Genomic DNA, 18,918 nt, shown 5'->3' with positions numbered 1-18,918 from the left:
TTGATTCGATCAGTACTGCCCTTTGGGTTCGAGGCCGAGCGCCATCTGTCCGTACATGGTGCCCACTGTGTCCCAGTTCATGCTGATATGCCGCCCCACCGCATTCGCGTCGCGCCAGGCGCGCTGTACCGGATGCGAGAGATCGAGCCCCTGGCCGCCTGTCGATGCATTCAGCGCCTCCGTCGCACGAATGGCGAGCGATACCGCAAACGCCTGCCCGAGACGGCTGCGGATGCGCTCTTCGACGGACACACGCTCGCCGCGCGCGACGGTGGCTTCGCGCTCGCATAGGTCAGCCAGCAATCCCCGTCGCGCGGCTTGCGCACTGGCTGTCGCCTCGGCCACCCGCAACTGGATCGTCGCGAACTCGGCCATGCGATTCTGCGCACCCGCCACCGCGCCGCGCGTGATGCGCCGGGCCGTGCGTTCCAGGTAGTCTTCGAGCGCCCCTTGCGCCGCCCCGACCGCGACGGACGCGAGGCACGAAGGAATCGTGCTCAGCATGGGAATCGAAAAACCGGGGTGATGGAGATAGAGCGCCGCGCCGGGCGTCTGTCCGCTCGTCGTCTCGGAGAAGAGCAGCACGCGATGGGCGGGCACGAACACGTCGTCGAGCACGAGCGTCTTGCTTCCGGTACCAGCCAACCCTACGACATGCCAGGTATCGTCGATCGCATAGTTCGATGCGGGGACCAGCAAAAACGCCGGAGCTGGTTTGTCGCGCTCGCCATCTGCGGGCAACATGGCGGCGCACAGGGACCACTGGGCGCAATCGCATCCGCTCGCGAAGCTCCACCGTCCACTGATCCGATAGCCGCCGTCGGCCGGCTGCGCCTGGCACGCCGGCGCGTAAGAGCCGCATATCAGCGCATCCGGATCCGCCTCCCAGACATCGCGTTGCGCCTGCAACGGGAACGACCCGACGAGCCATTGGTGTGCCGCGAGCAAACCGGCCACCCAAGCCGTGGATGCGCACCATTTGGCGAGGTCGACGTTCAAGTCGACCAGCATTGAGAAGTCCCGCTCGAGGCCACCGAACGCCTTCGGTTTGACGATATCGAAGTAGCGCGCCTCGCGCAGCGCCTCGATGCTCGCCATCGGCACGCGACGATCGCGCTCCACACTGGGCGCAAGCGATTTCAACGTGGCGCTCAACGCCGCAATGCGCTCACGCAGCATGTCGATCGAGGGCTCGCTTGCCTCGGCTTCGCGCGATGCAGCCGCTGCCGGCTCGTTCTCTACGGCAAACATGACGTTTCCTCCGATGGTCGGACTTCGAATTTCAAATGGGCAATCTGTGAGAAACACGCGCGGTACGCGCTGCGCGCGATAAACGCGAGATTCAGCAGTAGGCTGCGTTGCGGTACAGCAGCGGACGGGCATCGTCGTGGAGGACGACTTCGTCGGCCATGCCGATGAAGATCGTGTGCGTGCCGTAGGGCACCGCCGCGACCTTTTTGCAAAAGATGTTGGCCTGCGCGTTCTCGAGGTAATCGAGACCGGCCGCATGTCGAAGCCAGTTGCCCACGAAGAAACGTTCGTCGGGCGAACTGGCGCCGCTGAAGGCCGCCGAGAGTTCCGCCTGATCGTGCTTGAGCACATTGACGCAAAACTGACGGCCGGACATGAGGATGTCGTGCAGGAACGTCGACTGATTCACGCATACGATCATCGATGGCGGATCCATCGACAGCGAGCTGACCGCCGTCATCGTCATGCCGTGACGACGAGCGCCGTCAGACGCGGTCACGATCGTGACCGTCGACGCAATCCGGCGCATGGCCGCTCGAAACGAAGCGCCGATCTGCTCCAGCGGGGCGGTTAGGGTTTCCATCATGTCTCCTGTCCCAGGCAAGGCTGAGTTCCGGGCTGAGTGCACCGTGTGGAAGTCACTATATTTGCATTTGCAATTGTTGGCAATGAAATTGATGTAGATGGAACTGTTGCTTTGATAGAATTCGTCAATCACTACCGAGGGTGCCGACCGTGTACAAATTGACGGATTCCTTTCCCTATCTGCTCAACAGAGTAGGCGTGCGCATGGGGGAACTGTTTTCCCGCCGCATTGCGTCGTATGGGGTCACGCTGCCCATGTATCGCGTCATGGCCGCGCTGTGGGAGACGCCGGGCCAGCGGCTCAACGATCTGGCCGGCATGACGACTGTCGAACTCTCGACGCTGTCGCGCCTGGTCGGGACCATGGAGAAGATGAAGCTCGTCTCGCGCAGCCGGCTTGAAAACAATGCGCGTACGGTGGCCATCACGCTCACCGATTCGGGCCGCGCGCTCGTCGAGGAACTCATGCCGATCGCTCAGCACTTCGAACAGGTCGCTGTCAGCAAATTGTCACCTTCGGCGCTCAAGGCCCTGAAAAAAACGTTGACCGACATATACGTGCTACTCGATACGCTCGAAGAGGAATTGCACGAATCGCTGGACTAAGCGCGCTCGTCGACACCGCGCGATGTGGCACATGAATTGCGCGGTACAGGCGTTCATCGCTGCGAGGTGCGCTATGCAAACCGAAGTCCGTTCGACATCGTGCGAGTGCAGGCTCGGCCGCTGGATTACGGCGATCGTGCTGCTCGTCCTTGGCATTCCGCTGGCGGCCGGCGGTGTGAGGCTGCTCACGCTCGGCGGCTCCGCGTATTACCTGATAGGCGGCATTGCACTCGTCGTCGTAGCGGCGTTGCTGCTTGCACGGCGCGGGCTCGTCGCCGCATGGCTCTACGCGCTGTTTTTACTCGGCTCGACCATCTGGGCGCTCGCCGAGGTCGGCTTCGACTGGTGGCCTCTCGTGCCGAGACTCTGGATTTGGTGGCTGCTCGGCTTGTGGATGCTGACACCGCTGAGCGGCGCCAGCGTCACGCGATGGCCGTACACGCGCCGCCGCGTCACGACAACGACAACGACGACTACGACGGCGACTACGACTACGGCAGCGTCACCCGATCGCGCAGTAGTAACAGACACGGAAACGACGATCGACGATCCTCGCGTGGCCAATCTACGTCGCTCGGCGTGCCTCGCGCTTGTCGTCGTGGCCGCGCTCACGGCGATCGCCGGCATCGCATCGTTGTTCACGGATCGCTACGATCTGAACGGAACGCTGGCGCTCGACCGCAACGTGCCGCAACCGCCTCCGATACCGCCCATCGCACCCGGCGACTGGCCTAGCTACGGTCGCAGCCAGTATGGCGACCGCTATTCCCCGCTCACGCAGATTACGCCGAACAACGTCCGGCAGTTGAAGCAGGCTTGGATACTGCATACGGGAGATCAGCGCGGCCCGGGCGATCCCACCGAGACGACCGACGAAAATACCCCGCTGAAAGTCGGCGATACGCTTTTCATCTGCACGCCGCACAGCAAGGTGCTGGCGGTCGATGCGGCGACGGGCGCAGTGCGGTGGCGTTTCGATCCGCACATTCAGAGCCCTGTCGGCTTTGCGCATTTCGAGCATATGACGTGCAGGGGCGTCTCGTACTATGACGAGGCTTCGTATTCGTCAGTGCCGGCGACCGCTGCCGAATCCACCGCGGCGGCGAGTGCGATCGCCGAGGCGAACGCGCCGGCGCAAGCGAGCGCGCCAGTACAAGCCAGTGCATCGTCCGAAGCGAGTGCCACGAGTGCCACGAGTGCGGCGAGTACGTCGAGCGAAGCGACTGCCGCGAATGCAGCTTCCGAAGCGAGCGCGCCGAGCGAAGCAAGCGCTTCGAGCGAAGCGAGCGCTGCCTCCGAGGCGAGCGCAACGACAGCGACGGCCGCGCCACAAACGTCGGCCAGCGCCACGCCGGCCCATAGCTGTTCCCGCAGAATCTTCCTGCCGACCGCCGATGCCCGCCTGATTGCACTCGATGCCGACACCGGCAAACCTTGCGAGGACTTCGGCAACCAAGGCACCGTCGATTTGCGGGCCAACATAGGGCCGTTTACCCCGGGCGGGTACTACTCGACTTCGCCGCCGATGGTGACGCGCAACCTCGTCATCATTGGCGGGCATGTGACCGACAACGAGTCGACCAACGAGCCAAGCGGCGTCATGCGCGCGTATGACGTTCACGACGGCCACTTGGTCTGGAACTGGGACGCGGGCCGCCCCGACGATACGGCGCCGCTCGCGCCGGAACAGACTTACACGCGCAACTCGCCGAACATGTGGACCGTAGCGAGCGTGGATGAGCGGCTCGGCATGATCTACCTGCCGATGGGCAACCAGACGCCCGATCAATGGGGCGGCAACCGCACGCCGCAAGCCGAACGCTTCGGCGCGGGCGTGACGGCGCTCGATCTCGCCACGGGGCACGTGAAATGGGTTTATCAATTCACACATCACGATCTGTGGGATATGGACGTCGGCGGCCAACCCACGCTGATGGATCTGCAAACGCAAGACGGCGTGAAACCCGCGCTCATCGCTTCGACGAAGCAAGGCAGCATCTATGTGCTCGATCGCGAGACGGGCAAGCCGCTGATTCCGGTCACCGAAACACCTGTACCGCAGGGCGCGGCCTCTGGAGATCACGCGTCGCCGACGCAGCCCGTCTCGGCGCTCAACGTCAACCCGCCCCGCGTTCGGGAGCGCGACATGTGGGGCGCCACGCCATACGACCAGCTCTGGTGCCGCATCGATTTTCGTTCGCTGCGCTACGACGGCGCATTCACGCCCCCCTCCGAGCAAGGCACGCTCGTGTTCCCCGGCAACTTCGGCGCGTTCGACTGGGGCGGGATTTCTGTCGACCCCGGCAGGCAAATCTTGTTTGCGAATCCCAACTACATGGCGTTCATCTCCAAACTGATTCCGCGCGACAAGGTGCCTTCGCTCGAACACCAGCATGGCAGCGAAACGAGCGGGATCAAGATTGCCGCCGGCGACCCGTTTGCGTTCGAACTGAAGCCATTTCTTTCGCCGCTCGGCATTCCGTGTCAGGCACCGCCGTGGGGCTACGTGTCCGGGGTCGATCTCACGACCGGCAAGATCGTCTGGAAGCACAAAAACGGTACGATTCGCGACAGTGCCCCCGTGCCGTTGCCGTTCAAGCTCGGCGTGCCGAGTCTCGGCGGGACGATCGTCACGGCCGGCGGCGTTGGATTCCTCTCCGGCACGCTCGACTACTATGTGCGCGCCTACGACCTCGCCACCGGCAAGAAGCTTTGGCAGGCGCGCCTGCCGGCGGGCGGACAAGCGACACCTATGACTTACGCCGATTCGAAAGGCAAGCAATACGTGCTGGTGACCGCGGGCGGCCATGGCTCGCTCGGCACGCGTACCGGGGATGCGGTGATCGCTTACAGCTTGCCGTGACCGTGACCGTGACCGCGAACGAGGGGGCAGCGGGCGAACGAAAGGTCCGCTGCCGATTCGCTCCATATCTGGCGTATGCTTGTTTTTTCTGGATTCCGGACGAGGGCTTTCATGCGCATCGAGACATCGTTTCTATTCGATCTCGACGGTACGCTCGTCGATAGCGTCTATCAGCACGTGCTTGCCTGGAAGGAAGCGCTCGATGCCGAGGGCATCGATCTGTCCGTGTGGCGCATTCATCGCAAGATTGGCATGAGCGGCGGACTGTTCGTCAATCAGTTGCTGCGCGAAACGCACGACGAGTTCACCGCGGATCGCGTCGAGCGGCTGCGCCAAGCCCATGCCGCAGCCTATCAACGGCTGCATGCGCAGGTGAGACCGCTGCCCGGTGCAATCGAGCTGTTGAAGGCATTGACGCGTGCCAACATCCGATGGGCCATCGCCACGAGCGGGCGGATGGAAACGGCGGCACTGAACCTCGAATCGCTCGGTGTCGATCCGGGCACGACAGTGGTCGTCACGCGCGATCAGGTCAAGCACGCCAAACCCGATCCCGATCTCTTCATCGCAGCGGCCGAACGTCTCGGTGTATCGATCGAGACCGCTGTCGTGGTGGGCGACAGTGTCTGGGATATGCTCGCGGCCCGCCGCTGCCGCGCGCTTGGTGTCGGCTTGCTATCGGGCGGATACGGGACCGAGGAGCTAGAAAAAGCCGGCGCGCTGCGCGTCTATGAAGACCCGGCTGATTTGCTCGCGCATCTGGACGAGGTGGCTGCGCGTCCTTAGACTTTTTTCTTTTCGCCATCGAAAGCGCGTTGGACGCCGGCCCACCGAGCGCGCAAATTCGCTTTCGCCCGCCCGACTTCGCACAGCGCGCCTTGGTCCGGCGCGCCGCGGCTACACTCGCCCCAGTCCATTCTTGAGGGCTTGCTCATGACCGGAGTCGGACCCGCGAACAGCCACGGCGCCCGCGGGGCTGTCAATGGCGGCATTGGTGACGAGAGAACTGTCGATTCGGGCCGGCACAGCGAAGCCTATGGTGCTTCCGAACGAGGATCGTTGACGCCGGGCGGACATCCTCCGCCGACGCGGCAAGCGGGGCACCACACACGGGTTGCGTTCCGCCATCCTCGAACAGACGGAGCGGCGTCCATGGACCGGCCGGGTCCGCCGTACGAGGAGCTCGAACAGCCTACTTATTCGCATGCAACGCTCGAATATCTCGTTTCTCTCGCGGGCGAACCGAATCGTCCAACAGCCGTACGCGTCTTGCATGACAATCGCGAATGGTTGCAGCGACGGGATTACCGGGCAATCGATATCCAATGGTTCATGCCACGTGTCGATCTCAAGGAAATCATGAACGCTATGCGCCAGCATGACCAAGCGCTTCGCGATGCGGGGTTCAGCGCCACGGGAATCGCGGACGCGGCTCGACATGCAGCCGGCGCTGGTTCGATCGAGGCGCTCGCGCGCCATCACGGGCAACTCATCGACGAGCTGGGATATATGCCCGCTCAACTTTCCCGGTACGCGTTCATCTATGGCCCTGAGCTGATCGAACTGCTCGCCAGACATCCAGCACTGACAACGAAATACGAGGGCCCACTGGGAATCAGCCAATTGATCTCGGAACTCGACGACGGCACTTCGGGACGAATGTTGGGAGAGCTGTATGCGAGGGCTTCCGAGCTTTCGGAAGAATCCCCTTAGCCACCGTCGTTGCCGTAAGCAAGGAATGCTACGGCTTTTTACCTTTCGCCACCGCACCGCGCACTTCGAACCGAACGCTGTCGGCGCTCGATCCGTCCGCGTCGACGAGTTCGAGCACATGGCGGCCCGGCCACGGCATCCACGTCAAGCGGTCCCCATGGCCCAGCACCTTGCCATCGAGCCGCCACACGCTCGCGTCGGACGACCCGCGTGCACGTTCGAAAACGATGCGCTGCCGCGCGGGAGGGATATCGGGATCGAGCGCGAACAGCGTTCCGTCGGTGGGCGAGCCGATGCGAGCCGCCCCGCTCGCGCCATGCACGTCACGCGATACGCCACCCCGCGCCTGCGTTGCGGGTATGGCGCGCTCAACCGCTGATGTCGCATTCGCCGCCAGACCCACCACCGGCATCTGCGTTCCGCTGATGAACCATTCGTCGCGAGCGGGCTCGACATTGCGCTCGAAGCTCACGCGCGCTTGCACGACGCCTTTCGGCGGACGAGGCGCAGCGCTCGGAACCCGTCGATGCAGATACCCGGCAATCGCCGCCCAGATCGGCGAAGCGCCCGTCACACCGGATACGTCCCACATCGGCTCGCCATCGGCATTTCCCACCCAGACACCCACCGTATAACGCGACGTGAACCCGACGGTCCAGTTGTCACGCATGTCTTTGCTCGTGCCGGTCTTCACCGCCGAAAAAAACCGCGTATGCAGCGGACTGTCGAAACCGAAAGTGCGCGTCCTGGCATTGTTATCGGACAGCACCGTCGTCACGATGTAGCTCGCCTCGGCACTGAGCACCCGCTTTGCCGCCTGTGCCGAGCGTGGGTCCGGCGGTTGGGCGCAACCCGGCAAATCGCAGGTAGGCGCCACGATTCCACTGTTGGCCAGCGCGCGATACGCGTTCGTGAGCGAGAGAAGCGTCACGTCCGCGCTGCCGAGCGCGAGCGAATACCCGTAATAGTCGCCGCTTTCGGTGAGCGGCAAACCCAGTGCGCTCAGCGTCGTCGCGAAGCGATGCGGCGTCACCATCACGAGCGTGCGTACCGCCGGCACGTTCAGCGAGGAACCGAGCGCAGTACGCACGCTGACCCAGCCTTTGAAATCCTTGTCGTAGTTTTGCGGAATATAAAGACCCCCGCCCGCGGCCAGATCGAGCGGCGCATCGTCGAGCAACGATGCCGTCGTGAGTCGCCGCTCAGCAATCGCCTGCGCATAGAGAAATGGCTTCAGAGTCGAGCCGGCCTGGCGCCTCGCCAGCACCGCATCGACGTCGCGCGCCCCCGAGAACGCGCCCGACGAACCGACCCAGGCCAACACCTCGCCCGTCGCGTTATCGAGTACGACCGCCGCGGCATCGTGCACGTTGCGCGGGTGAGCCGGCGCATTGAGTTCGACGATCGTGCGCGTCAGTATCTCGTTCGTGAAACGTTGAAGTTTCGCGTCGAGCGTCGTGACGACTCGGGCACCCGCCTTCGGATGCACCTCATTGGCGACGCGACGCGCAAAATGCGGCGCGAGCATCTGCGTCTCCGGGGAAACCGACAGCACGGCCGGCGCCGGCCGCGCGAAGGCGAGTTGCACGAAGCCCCCGAGGGTCGCGCAGCCCGACGGCGCCTTCATATCGCGGAGAATTCGGCACGCGCGCGCAGCAACCTTGGTATGCGAAGCATTCGGCGAGCGAATCAACGCCGCGGCAACGGCTGCCTCGCGCTCGTCGAGACCCGAAGGCGCCTTGCCGAACAACGTGATCGAAAGCGCGGACAGCCCGATCGTCTCACCCCGAAACGGCACGAGGTTCAAGTACGCCTCGAGAATCTGATCCTTGCGCCAGCTCCGTTCGAGCCAGAGCGCGCCGACCGCCTGCTTCGCCTTTTCCGTAACGTTTCGGTGTCCCGAACGTTGCCGTTCGGCATCGAGCAGCCCAGTGAGCTGCATCGTGACAGTGGAAGCCCCGCGCGTGCGCGTATTCCACAGATTGCCCCACGCGGCGGCCGCGGCACCGCGCCAATCGACACCGCTATGTTCGTAAAAGCGCTTGTCCTCGGACACGACGATCGCTTCGCGCAATGCGGGCGAGACGTCGGCGAGCGCCACCCACTCGCCGCGCCGCTCGGTATCGTCGATTCGCGTGCGCTGCAGCGGCACGCCGTCGCGCGACACGAGCACCCAATCGGAACTGCGCCACTGGCTGCGCACCGCCTCGAACGATGGGAGCGCGTGCGCGGCAAGCGGAATCGCGAGCGTCAGTACGACAAGCGGTCGAACCATCGCAACGCGCCACGCTTTCAGCCTGACCATATTGCCCTCGATCGCCTGCCGACGCATCGTCCTTCGCTCCCCGTCATTTCGCCGGCGCGGCCGGTTGGACGACGACTGCTGCATTCGGCAAGACGCCAAAAGTCGACGGCGCGTAAAGCGCTTCGACGCGCGTCGGCGGCAAACCGAACGTACCGACGTTGTTGAGTCTGACCGTGTATTCGACGGAGAACTTGCCCTTGGGCACATAGCTGTAATAGGCACGATAGCCATCGTAGCCACGTTCGACGAAATCAGGCCATGCGCCGCGTTGCGCCTTTTCTCCCACCGTGGCGGCCTCGGAATCACGCCCGAGGCCCGAGCCGAGAATCGTCGCGCCGGCCGGAACCGGGTCATCGACGACAACCCATGTCATGTCCGTCTGGGCATCGATATCCAGATGCACCCGCACGATATCGCCGCGCGTAGCGACGCCTTTGACCGCCGGCTCGACAGGCGTCACCGTCTTCGCGATCCGATAGCCCGCGGCGAACGGGGCCTTGAGCTCGACGGCGGCCAGGCTCTCGACGGTGGCCCACGGTTTGCCGGTCCCCTCATGCGTGAGCGTCAACGGAACCGGTGCGCTGCGCGCCTCGGGCGGCCATGCCAACAGCTGAGCGCGCGTATCGGCCGTTTTGGTGGCAGCCGTCGCCGCCGAAGACATCGCGCGCGCGGCCGGTCGCGCTGAAACCGACGATCCCGCCGTTGCCGCGGCAGCGGGCTGGCCCCATGCGACGGTACTCGCGTTCGGCCCGAACTCGAGCTTCGTCTTGCCCGTCACGGGGACGCTTTCGAACGCGCGCGAAAACCGCTCGACGGCAAACGAGCCGAGCAGATTCGCCGTCGTCGTCTGCCATGCCCCGTGCTGTTGCAATGCAAGCAGACCGGCGAGAAGTCGCGGCATGTCGTCTTTCCAATCGGGTTTGTCGACGAACGTCAGCACCGTGCGTGCCGCATTGCTTTCGGGGCCCTCCATCAACCACCAGAGATCGTCGGTGTCGGCCGTCGAAAAGGTCAGGCGCGTGCCCTGGTAGGTGAGACGCGAGCGTACGATCTGCTCCGCTTGCGCGAGTTTTTCGTCGCGCCGCGCGATGTCTTTCACCCGCGACAGGATCGCGTAGTAGTCGAGCACCGCGGACGTCGGCCACTGGTTCGGCGCGATCTCGATCGAATCGAGCATACCCGCCCGCGCAAAACCATAGCGCGACAGCGCTTCGATTGCCGCCAGCTTGCGCAGGTCCAGATCCTTGCGCGGCGCCCACGTATTGCGCTCGATCCGCCCTTCCACGAAGTTGACGAGCCCGCCCTCGAGCTTCGCGCGAAGATCGTCGGGCAGCGCGAAGCGCGCATCGAGCCTTGCTGCTTCGTCGCTCGCGTAGAGCAGGTAGGCCGTCAACGTCGTGCTGCCGGTATTACCGCTGTCGTCGCTAGGCGGGAAGTAATTGGCAAGACCATCGCGGTCCAGGTAGACAGGCATCCTCGCCACGACAGCCTGCCATTGCGACGCATCGCGCAAGCCGAGCGCGCGCGAGGTTTGCTGTTCCAGACAACTGTACGGATAACGCTCGAACCATCGGCGCACGCCGGGCATGCCGTCGGAAAGCTTCGGTTGCAGCGACACGGCTATGCCGCCGCGCAACGCGCCCGCCTGCGTGGCGGTCGCATTCGGCGGCGCGGCGACCGGCAGCGAATAGGTACCGTCGATCTGCACAAGGGTCGCCTGCTGCACCGTCACCGGTATCGCCGCATCCACCCGTTGCATTACTTTCAAGGCATCCGAAGCGTGCGGCCCGCCCTGCTCCGCGGCTCCGATACTCCATGTCAGCGCGGCAGGCGTCGCCTCGGCGGTGCCGTCCGGTGGCGTCACGAGCCAAGCGACCTCGCGCGCCGAGTCGGGTCCGACCTGCACGGTCTGCGAGGGCAGATCGAGGCCCGTCACGCTCGGCGTGACAACGACGCTCATCGCGCGCGTCGTCGTGTTGCGCACGGTGAATTGCGCACGAAAGCGGTCGCCCTCGCGCACGAGCGGCGGCAACCCCGAGATCAGTTGCAGATCTTGTGTACTCCTGATCGATGCGGCGCCCGTGCCGAACGTACCGTCGCCCACGGCCGCGATTGCGACGATGCGAAAGCTCGTGAGCGAATCGTTGAGCGGTACGTCGACGAATGCCTCGCCGTTCGCATCGAGCGTCACGCGCGGATTCCACAACAGCAGCGTATCGAAGAGCTCGCGCGTCGCGCCATGCCCCCCGCCTCCACCCGCGGGCACCGCCTTGCGTCCGAAATGGCGCCGCCCGACGATCTCCATCTGCGCCGTGGCCGTCTCCACCCCGTACGCACGCCGCTGCAGCATGGCATCGAGCACGTCCCAGCTTTCGTTGGGCATCAACTCGAGCAACGCTTCATCGACGGCCGCAACGGCGATTTGCGTGCCGGCCGGCGCCGCTTGGCCGCCCGGCATCCGCACGCGCAGCTTCACATGCGCCTTGCCGCGGACCGTATAGGACTTCGCATCGGGCGTCACGGTGACCGCGAGCTTGTGAGCTGCCGTGCCGACCTTGATCTCGGTCAGCCCGTATCGGAATGCCGGTTTCGACAAATCGACGAGCGGCGTCGGCGCTTCATACTGCCTGCCTTCGTACCAGAACGCCCTCGCCCATTCGAGCGGCGCTTTCCAGCCCCAGGTGAAAAACGAATACCAAGGCACTTCGTGAATCCGCCCGCGCAGCGCCAACACCGAGACGTAGACGTTCGGTCCCCATGCCGGATCCACTTTCAGCGTGACGGTCGGATCCTTGCCGTCGAGCTTCACGACGTGCGTTTCGATGATGCCTTCCCGCTCCACGGCAACGAGTGCCGTGGCGAAGCGAAACGGCATGCGTACTTGAAAGCGGGCCGTCTCGCCGGGTTCGTAAGCGGTCTTCTCCGGCAATACGTCGATGCGATCGGTGTTCTCTCCTCCGAACCAGAGCTCGTCTTCGCGCGTGACCCAGATCGATGTCGAGGCCGTCGACGCGTTGCCATCGCCGTCTTTCGCCGTCACGACGAGATCCACATTGCCCGCTTCCTTGATCTTCGCATCGCAGCTCATGAGGCCATGGTCGTCGCTCTTGCCGCTGCATAGCGTGCCGAGGTCCTTGGTCTCGGTGCGATTGTCATAGGCATAGAAGCCGCCGACCATGCGCTTGCGCGACGAGATCGTGATCCGCGCAATACCGCGCACCTCGAGCGGCACGCCGGCACGGGGCTTGCCTTGCAGATCGACGGCGAGCGCCTTGATCGGCACCGCATTGCCAACGGACACCCATTGCCCGGACTTGACGCCCGCCACGACGGCGGCCGGCCAGAGCGTTGCATTACCGCTGATCGTTTGCACCTCGCCGTTCGGGTCCGCGAACGTGGCCTCCAAGACGAGGCTCTTCGGCCCATCGACAGACGGGATGTTCTTCAGCGTGAGACTGCCCGCGCCGTTGCGATCGAGCGTCACGGGCTCCTTGTCGGCAATCAGCTTCGAACCGTCGTCGCCGGAGTCGCGTGCGCTCGCCTCGTCGTCCGACGATTCCGATGTGCCTGCATCGTTGCGGGGCACATAGGGCTCGAAGCTGAACTCCGGATAGGTGTCGGCAAACGTCGGCGACGTGCGCCGGGTCAAAGCGGAGACCTGTACCGGCAAGCCCGATGCGCCGCCACCGGATGTGTACTCGATCTGCAAGGCAAGCGGTGCCGACTTCGCCGCCACGAGGGGATGAGTCTTCTCGTCGCGCACGGCGATCGTGCCTTCGAATACCGGCAGCCGGAATTCCTCCACGCGGAAGCTGCCCGATGCGTAACTGCGGCCAGCGTGCTGGCCCGAATCGTCGTCACTGTCTTCGCTATCGGTGGCTTCGTCGCTATTCTCGCGGTTGCCGGCATCTTTCGAAGCGTTTGCGGCGGGATCGATTTCGTCTAGCGAAACGCTGTATTCCCCGAGCTTTGCCGAGGCCGGAATGGCGAACGTGGAATCCGCCGTATGATCGGCCGTCCATTTGAGCGGCATGCGCCACGTCTGTCCGCTGCCGAGATGGCGAATCGTCACGCGCGACGGATAGCGCTTAGGAAAAGCGAGACCCTGCATGGTCTCCACGCGGATCATATGTTTCATCGAAACCGTCTCGCCCGCGCGCAGCAGCGTCCGATCGAAGATCGTATGGGCGCGTACCGTCTCTTGCGCGCTCGTATCGGTAGGCACGTTGAAACGCCAGGCCTCGATGCCGCGATTCCAATCCGATCGAACGAATGCCATATCATGGCCCGTTTTCGGATCGTCGACGCGGGCCGAGATGAACAGACCCTCGAAGCTGTCGTCCCGGCATTTCGCGCGAGCATCGAGCTGTCCATCGATCTTCATGACTCCGTGGACATCGGTCCTGCCCGAAGCGAGTTCGTCGCCGTTGCAATCGCTCACGCGAATATCGGCATTGGGCACCGGCTGCCCACGATCGAGCGTGGTCACCCATACGACGCTGTTCGCGCGCCCACGCTTGAAATGCACTCCCAGATTCGTCACGAGGACCGCGGTGCGCACGTACATCGGCGCCTGCTTGCCGAGCAGCGACGCCCCCAGTGCGGGCGAGGCCAGTTCGATGACATAAAAGCCGGGCTTCGCCACGGGAATGCCGACTACTTCGAAAGGACGCAACGTCTTCGGGTCCGCCTTAGGCAGCGTCAGCGTTTCGATGTTCTGTTGACCGGCAAGCAGCGAGAGCGAGCGCAGGTCGATTTGCGGATTCTTGCGATCCTGCTTGGCGTCGTCGGTGCCGCCGGTGCGCGGGATCGTGACCGGGTGTGGATTGTGCGCCAGTAGCCCGGGCATATGCTCATCGATCCACTTGCGATCCGCGGTGAAGCCGTCGAACCGCTCGACGTTGCGCATCCAGCGTCGAATGTCGCGATCGGCCTCGACGCGCATCTTCGCGAACTGCGCATGGCCCGCATTGAGGCCATCGACGTGCAGGTCCGCCTCGACATTGCGCAGCGTGATCGGCACGAGCGCCGGCGTGTCCGGTTCGGCATAGCGCTCGATGATGCCGAAGTTCCCCGATGAAAACTTCGCGAGCGGCGGCATGGCCGCCGTCATCGTTTTGAGCGGGAAAAGATCGGCGTTGGCCAGCGCCCGGCCGCTCACGTCCTTCAAATTGGAGGGCGGACGGATGATCAGCTCCGCTCGCTCGGGCAGCGGCGCCGCGAATTCGACCGTGTTCGTTTGCGGATCGTTGTTATCGGGCGAGAACGAAGGCTTCATCTCGCCGTTCGGGCCTTTCATACGGAACGCTTGCGCATCGGCTCGCGAAATCGGCGCATTGAACTGCAGCCGGACCGGGCGCAATGGGGTACAGGGCGCTTTCGCGTTTTCGCGCTCGCAGCTGAAGCTGACCGAAAAAGGCTCGCGCACCGTATAGTCGAAGCGGCGTTCGACATCGTTGACGATGCCGCTCGGGCTCGCGATCCCTTTGCCGTAGACGACTTGCGCTTTCGTACCGGACGGCAGCGCCTGCTGGCATTGCAAGGTCAATACCTGCGCCGCTTCCTTTTGCAGCCCAAATCGCTTCAGAAGTGCCGCGCGTGTCGCCACATCGACGTTCTTGATCGGAATGCGATTGCCCAGCCCGCTCGATTCGCACCAGACGTTCCGTTGCACGGAGTCCGCAGTCGCCGGGCCGTTGAGCCGCAGCACGAACGCCTGATCCTCTTCGATCTCGCCGCCCATCGGCGCGATCGATTTGACGAACGGCCCGCCCGTTTCGAACGTGAAGTGCTTGGGGCCTTTTTGCGCGGTGCCTGCTGCGGACTTCAGTCCGTCGCTCAGATCGACGGTGCACGAGACGCCCGGCGGCAAATCGGCGTTGAAGTCCCAGGCCCAGGTCTTCTCGTCTATCCAGCGCGCGTGGCCGGCGCTGGCTGAAGCGTCGTTGCACTTGACGCGTGCCGGCGCGGGCGCATCGGGCGAACCGAACGCCGCCATGGCTTCGTCGAACTTGACGACGACCTGCCGGACCTGTGCCACCTTGCCTTGCGGCGTGACGCGTGTCACTCGGGCAGCCTCGGCCCGCCACCCCGCTGCTCCCGTGAGCGCGAATGCCGCGACTGCCGCGGCGGCCCATCGGCACACCATCCCGATCTTGTTGTTCTGCATCGACCGCGCTCCGTTTTACTTCTTCGATTTATCGATTGAGCCGCAAGACGAGCGCTATCGCCATCCACGATTTGGCCGCTAGCGCTACGATGCGTGAGATTCTAAAAGACTATCGGGGAGACAAGGCTGTCCAGTGACAGGACAAAATGGGCAAAGAGGAAGAGAGCCGCCGACCGGCCCGGTTCGCTTTCGATCGGCGGAATGCGACGACGGCCGCCCCTGTTGGAACGGCCGTCAGCGACATGATGTCAGCCGCGATAGTGGTGCTTGCGATGGTGCCGGCCGCGGTGAGCGTCGTAATCGTTGGAATACGAATTCGCGCGCGAGATGTGGCCGCCGAGCGCCGAGCCGGCTCCGCCGCCAGCGGCTGCACCGATGATGCCGCCGGTGCGCCCTCCCAGCGCATTGCCTGCCGCCGCGCCCGTGCCGCCGCCCAACGCGCCGCCGACGATCGCACCCGTGCGTTCGCGGCGATTCGAAGTGATGGCCCCGCCTGCGCCGCCGCCCACGGCACCGCCGATGACCGAGCCGGTGCTGCCGCCGACGGCGCCGCCAACGGCAGCGCCGGCAGCGCCACCCAGGGCACCACCGAGCGCATTGTTCAAATCGCCGGCGAATGCCGGCAGCGAGCTCAACGCAGCCAACGCCGCGAAGGCGGCAATCCGAACGTTTTTCTTCAACATATGAGGCCTTTCGTCTTCGTTTGAATAACGGCGCGCAGTATAGCGAGCCGCCGAAAGGCAAATGTTGCTCAGCGGTCCGGAGTCCGTAAGAGATGTAACGAAATCCGCCATGCCGCCCGAGGTTATCCGAAATTATCCATTTCAGGTATAATTACCCATCCTCTGGATAATTCTGGATAACTTCATGGAATTGACGGAACTGTGGCACTTCCCGCGGCCCGAGCTGGCGAGCGCCTATCTCGCCACGCTGGACGCCGGGCTCGTCACGTCGACGACGATTTTCGCGCCGCGCCGTACCGGCAAGACAGCGTTTCTCTTGCGGGACCTCAAACCGCTGGCCGAAAGCGCGGGCTACACGGTAGTGTACGCCGACCTCTGGCAAACGCGGCAAACGCCGGGCGCCGCCCTCGCACGTTCGCTCGAAGAGGCGTTGGAGCCGCACTCGCTGCTCGAAAAGGTCATGGCGCGGCTGCAGGCGCCCGTCAAATCGCTCAAGGGTAAGGCCGAGTTCGCCGGCGCGACGCTCGAAGGCCATATCGAACTCGAAGACGATCACAAGCGGGAGATCGGGGATACGGCGCTTTTGATCGATGCGCTCGTTGCGGAGTTGACGAAGCGCCGGCCGGTGCTGTTTCTGATCGATGAGGCGCAATCGCTCGGCCGCAGCAAGGAAGGCGAGGAGATGGCGCGCGCGCTGCGCACGACGCTGACGAAGCATCAGCGCCGGCTTCGCATGTTGTTTACGGGTTCTTCGCGCACGAAGCTCGGTCATGTGTTCACGAATGCGAATGCGCCGCTCTACTCGGCCGCGAGTACGGTTCAGGATTTTCCGCTGCTCGGCGACGATTTCGTCGATTACATCGCCCGGCGGTTCAGGGAATCGACGAAGCGCAAGCTCGATACATCGGCGGCGCGCGATGCCTTCGAGTTGTTCGGGCGGCGCCCGGAGCCTTTGATGGAGACCGTGCTTGCACTGATGATGAGTCCGGCGCTGACGTTTCCCGAAGCCATTGCGATGCAGCAGGAGAAGTTGGCGCGCACCGAGAATCACGAGGGGACCTGGAATTCGCTCGATGCGACCGAGCGCGTGCTCGTGCGGATGTTCGCGGACGACCCTTCGATGAAACCCTTCGCGAAAGCGACGCTGATCAAAATCCGCAAGCGCGTGGGTATCGACGACTTGCAGCCGACGCACATTCAAAAGGCGTTGGGCCGGCTTGCGGAAAAGACGGTCGTGGCGAAGACTCCGCGCGATGTCTATGAATTCGAGAACGAGAGTTTTGCGGACTGGGTGCGCAATATCGTCGACTGAACGGCAACGCGCACCAATGCGCTATGCCTGGCCCAACGATTCGAGCAACATCAAGCCTTCAGGCCAGTCGCCAAGGCCGCTGTCTGCGTTGAGATGCCCTTTTTCTCCCGCTTCGACGAAAGTGCTCCCCCATGCGTCGGCGCAGCGACGTGCATAGTCCGCGCCGCCATAGGGATCGTTGGAACTCGATACGACGATCGTAGGAAACGGCAGCCGCTCGGACGGTAGAGGCAGAAACCCCGTTGCCGCCGCGGGAAATGCCGGCGCGGCGGGGTCCGGCACGGCGACGAGCAGCGCTCCGCGGATCCGGCGCGAATGGCGCGAATGGCGGACCGCCCAATGCGCGAGCGCGAGGCATCCGAGGCTATGCGCGGCGATAATGGTGTCGCCGCCGGTTCCCGTCAGCTGCCGTTCGATTGCGGATACCCAATCGTTACACGCTACATGATCCCAATCCTCGACAACGAGTCGCCGCCACGCCGGATGCAGGGTCTGCCACCTGCTTTGCCAGTGCAATGGGCCGGAATTGCCGAACCCGGGAATAACGAAAACGGGGTGATCCATCTGCCAGGTCTCCAAGCTCGAACGAGCCTCCAGTGTAAAAGCAGATGGACTCTGGCAACATAAGTTGCGTGTAGCAGGCAGCGAGAACCGTCGTTCGACATCGGAGCTTGGATGGTAGACAATCGCATTCCGAACTGCTTAGGACAGGAGCCGCAATGTTCGACCTTTCCTCTTTGAGCACCTTCGTTGTCATCGTTCTCGGGCTGTTTCTCATTCCTGGTCCCGCGGTGCTGCTCGTATTGAGCCGCACGGCTCAGGCCGGCCGCAAAACGGGAGTCATGACAGGCCTCGGGATCGCAACCGGCGACTTCGTGCATACCGTCTTCGCCGCAGTTGGCCTGTCGGCGGTACTGATGACTTCCGCGCTCACGTTCAACGCGGTCAAGTTCGTGGGAGCGGCTTATCTGATCTATCTTGGTGTTCGCGCGATCCTCGAAAAGCAGGGCGATCCCTCATTGCCGAAAGTGCCTGCCGTCACGCCTGCAAAAGCCTTTTTGCAGGCGGTGCCTGCTGAAATGCTCAACCCCAAGACCGCACTATTCTTCCTCGCCTTCATGCCTCAGTTCGTGCATCCGGAACGCGGTTCGGTCTTTTTACAGTTCACCGTTCTAGGACTTATGGCTCTTTTGAAAATGCAGTGGGTAAAGCGGCTCACGAGGCATGCGGGTTGAAGCTGGAGAAATCTAGCTTGCCGGCGATGAGGAACAGCACGGTTCGCATTGTTTCGAAGCGCGTGTAGCAGCCGCGCGCCTTGCGCTTGGCAGCCTGAAACAAGCCATTGATGGCCTCGATGAAGCCGTTGGTTTGGCGAGTCTGAGTCCAAGCGATGATGCCGTCGAAGTGGCGGCGAATCATTCGCGCCACCTC

At 63.6% G+C, this 18,918-nt stretch carries 12 protein-coding genes and 1 pseudogene; 6 read left to right on the top strand and 7 right to left on the bottom strand.

Features of this window, described 5'->3' with window-relative positions:
* Positions 1-9: 9 nt before the first annotated feature.
* Positions 10-1,251, bottom strand: a complete 1,242-nt coding sequence (locus GWC77_RS22635; RefSeq protein WP_173260488.1) for a flavin-dependent monooxygenase — start codon at positions 1,249-1,251, stop codon at positions 10-12.
* Positions 1,252-1,342: 91 nt separating this feature from the next.
* Positions 1,343-1,837 carry a flavin reductase family protein gene (locus GWC77_RS22630; protein WP_254367096.1) on the bottom strand — a complete coding sequence of 165 codons (495 nt, stop codon included), beginning with the start codon at positions 1,835-1,837 and terminating at the stop codon, positions 1,343-1,345.
* A gap of 149 nt (positions 1,838-1,986) precedes the next feature.
* On the opposite strand from GWC77_RS22630, the gene GWC77_RS22625 reads away from it, so the two are divergent.
* From GWC77_RS22625 to GWC77_RS22610, 4 genes are all read left to right on the top strand, one after another.
* The gene (locus tag GWC77_RS22625; RefSeq protein ID WP_173260486.1) at positions 1,987-2,442 is read left to right on the top strand and encodes a MarR family transcriptional regulator; all 456 of its coding nucleotides are present in this window, start codon (positions 1,987-1,989) and stop codon (positions 2,440-2,442) included.
* Positions 2,443-2,515: 73 nt separating this feature from the next.
* Positions 2,516-5,305 carry a PQQ-binding-like beta-propeller repeat protein gene (locus tag GWC77_RS22620; RefSeq protein WP_173260484.1) on the top strand — a complete coding sequence of 930 codons (2,790 nt, stop codon included), beginning with the start codon at positions 2,516-2,518 and terminating at the stop codon, positions 5,303-5,305.
* 111 nt (positions 5,306-5,416) lie between these two features.
* Positions 5,417-6,091, top strand: a complete 675-nt coding sequence (locus GWC77_RS22615) for an HAD family hydrolase (RefSeq protein ID WP_173260481.1) — start codon at positions 5,417-5,419, stop codon at positions 6,089-6,091.
* A 366-nt stretch (positions 6,092-6,457) separates the two neighbouring features.
* Positions 6,458-7,018 carry a hypothetical protein gene (locus GWC77_RS22610; protein ID WP_173260479.1) on the top strand — a complete coding sequence of 187 codons (561 nt, stop codon included), beginning with the start codon at positions 6,458-6,460 and terminating at the stop codon, positions 7,016-7,018.
* A gap of 28 nt (positions 7,019-7,046) precedes the next feature.
* Here GWC77_RS22610 and pbpC read toward each other — a convergent pair whose 3' ends face one another.
* From pbpC to GWC77_RS22595, 3 genes are all read right to left on the bottom strand, one after another.
* Positions 7,047-9,323, bottom strand: a complete 2,277-nt coding sequence (gene pbpC / locus GWC77_RS22605; protein ID WP_173260477.1) for a penicillin-binding protein 1C — start codon at positions 9,321-9,323, stop codon at positions 7,047-7,049.
* A gap of 43 nt (positions 9,324-9,366) precedes the next feature.
* Positions 9,367-15,492: an MG2 domain-containing protein gene (locus GWC77_RS22600; protein WP_173260475.1), complete on the bottom strand. Its 6,126-nt coding sequence runs from the start codon at positions 15,490-15,492 to the stop codon at positions 9,367-9,369.
* A gap of 248 nt (positions 15,493-15,740) precedes the next feature.
* Complete coding sequence (locus tag GWC77_RS22595) at positions 15,741-16,175, bottom strand: hypothetical protein (protein ID WP_173260473.1); 435 nt, start codon at positions 16,173-16,175, stop codon at positions 15,741-15,743.
* Positions 16,176-16,359: 184 nt separating this feature from the next.
* Here GWC77_RS22595 and GWC77_RS22590 point away from each other — a divergent pair, with 184 nt between their 5' ends.
* A complete protein-coding gene (locus tag GWC77_RS22590; RefSeq protein WP_173260471.1) occupies positions 16,360-17,487 on the top strand; it encodes a hypothetical protein in 1,128 nt (375 codons plus the stop codon).
* Positions 17,488-17,508: 21 nt separating this feature from the next.
* On the opposite strand, the gene GWC77_RS22585 is transcribed toward GWC77_RS22590, so the two are convergent.
* Positions 17,509-18,051 (bottom strand): alpha/beta hydrolase, encoded by a 543-nt coding sequence (locus GWC77_RS22585; protein ID WP_173260469.1) that lies wholly within the window; start codon positions 18,049-18,051, stop codon positions 17,509-17,511.
* A 155-nt stretch (positions 18,052-18,206) separates the two neighbouring features.
* Here GWC77_RS22585 and GWC77_RS22580 point away from each other — a divergent pair.
* Positions 18,207-18,680: pseudogene (locus GWC77_RS22580) on the top strand (LysE family translocator); the annotation flags it as partial.
* Between the two features lie 22 nt (positions 18,681-18,702).
* Here the strand turns inward: GWC77_RS22580 and GWC77_RS22575 are convergent.
* On the bottom strand, positions 18,703-18,918 hold a 216-nt coding region (locus tag GWC77_RS22575), incomplete at its 5' end, for a transposase (RefSeq protein WP_173260465.1).

The sequence above is a fragment of the Paraburkholderia sp. NMBU_R16 genome, assembly GCF_013282575.1.
In the GTDB taxonomy this organism is placed as follows: domain Bacteria; phylum Pseudomonadota; class Gammaproteobacteria; order Burkholderiales; family Burkholderiaceae; genus Trinickia.
The sequence above is the reverse complement of the archived record's forward strand: the minus strand, read 5'-3'. Positions and strand labels throughout refer to the sequence as shown.

What these genes read in the sequence shown, in the direction of transcription:
- GWC77_RS22635 (WP_173260488.1), bottom strand. Translation starts at nt 1,251, where the DNA reads ATGTTTGCCGTAGAGAACGAGCCGGCAGCGGCTGCATCGCGCGAAGCC.
- GWC77_RS22630 (WP_254367096.1), bottom strand. Translation starts at nt 1,837, where the DNA reads ATGATGGAAACCCTAACCGCCCCGCTGGAGCAGATCGGCGCTTCGTTT.
- GWC77_RS22620 (WP_173260484.1), top strand. Translation starts at nt 2,516, where the DNA reads ATGCAAACCGAAGTCCGTTCGACATCGTGCGAGTGCAGGCTCGGCCGC.
- GWC77_RS22615 (WP_173260481.1), top strand. Translation starts at nt 5,417, where the DNA reads ATGCGCATCGAGACATCGTTTCTATTCGATCTCGACGGTACGCTCGTC.
- GWC77_RS22610 (WP_173260479.1), top strand. Translation starts at nt 6,458, where the DNA reads ATGGACCGGCCGGGTCCGCCGTACGAGGAGCTCGAACAGCCTACTTAT.
- pbpC (WP_173260477.1), bottom strand. Translation starts at nt 9,323, where the DNA reads ATGGTCAGGCTGAAAGCGTGGCGCGTTGCGATGGTTCGACCGCTTGTC.
- GWC77_RS22600 (WP_173260475.1), bottom strand. Translation starts at nt 15,492, where the DNA reads ATGCAGAACAACAAGATCGGGATGGTGTGCCGATGGGCCGCCGCGGCA.
- GWC77_RS22595 (WP_173260473.1), bottom strand. Translation starts at nt 16,175, where the DNA reads ATGTTGAAGAAAAACGTTCGGATTGCCGCCTTCGCGGCGTTGGCTGCG.
- GWC77_RS22590 (WP_173260471.1), top strand. Translation starts at nt 16,360, where the DNA reads ATGGAATTGACGGAACTGTGGCACTTCCCGCGGCCCGAGCTGGCGAGC.
- GWC77_RS22585 (WP_173260469.1), bottom strand. Translation starts at nt 18,051, where the DNA reads ATGGATCACCCCGTTTTCGTTATTCCCGGGTTCGGCAATTCCGGCCCA.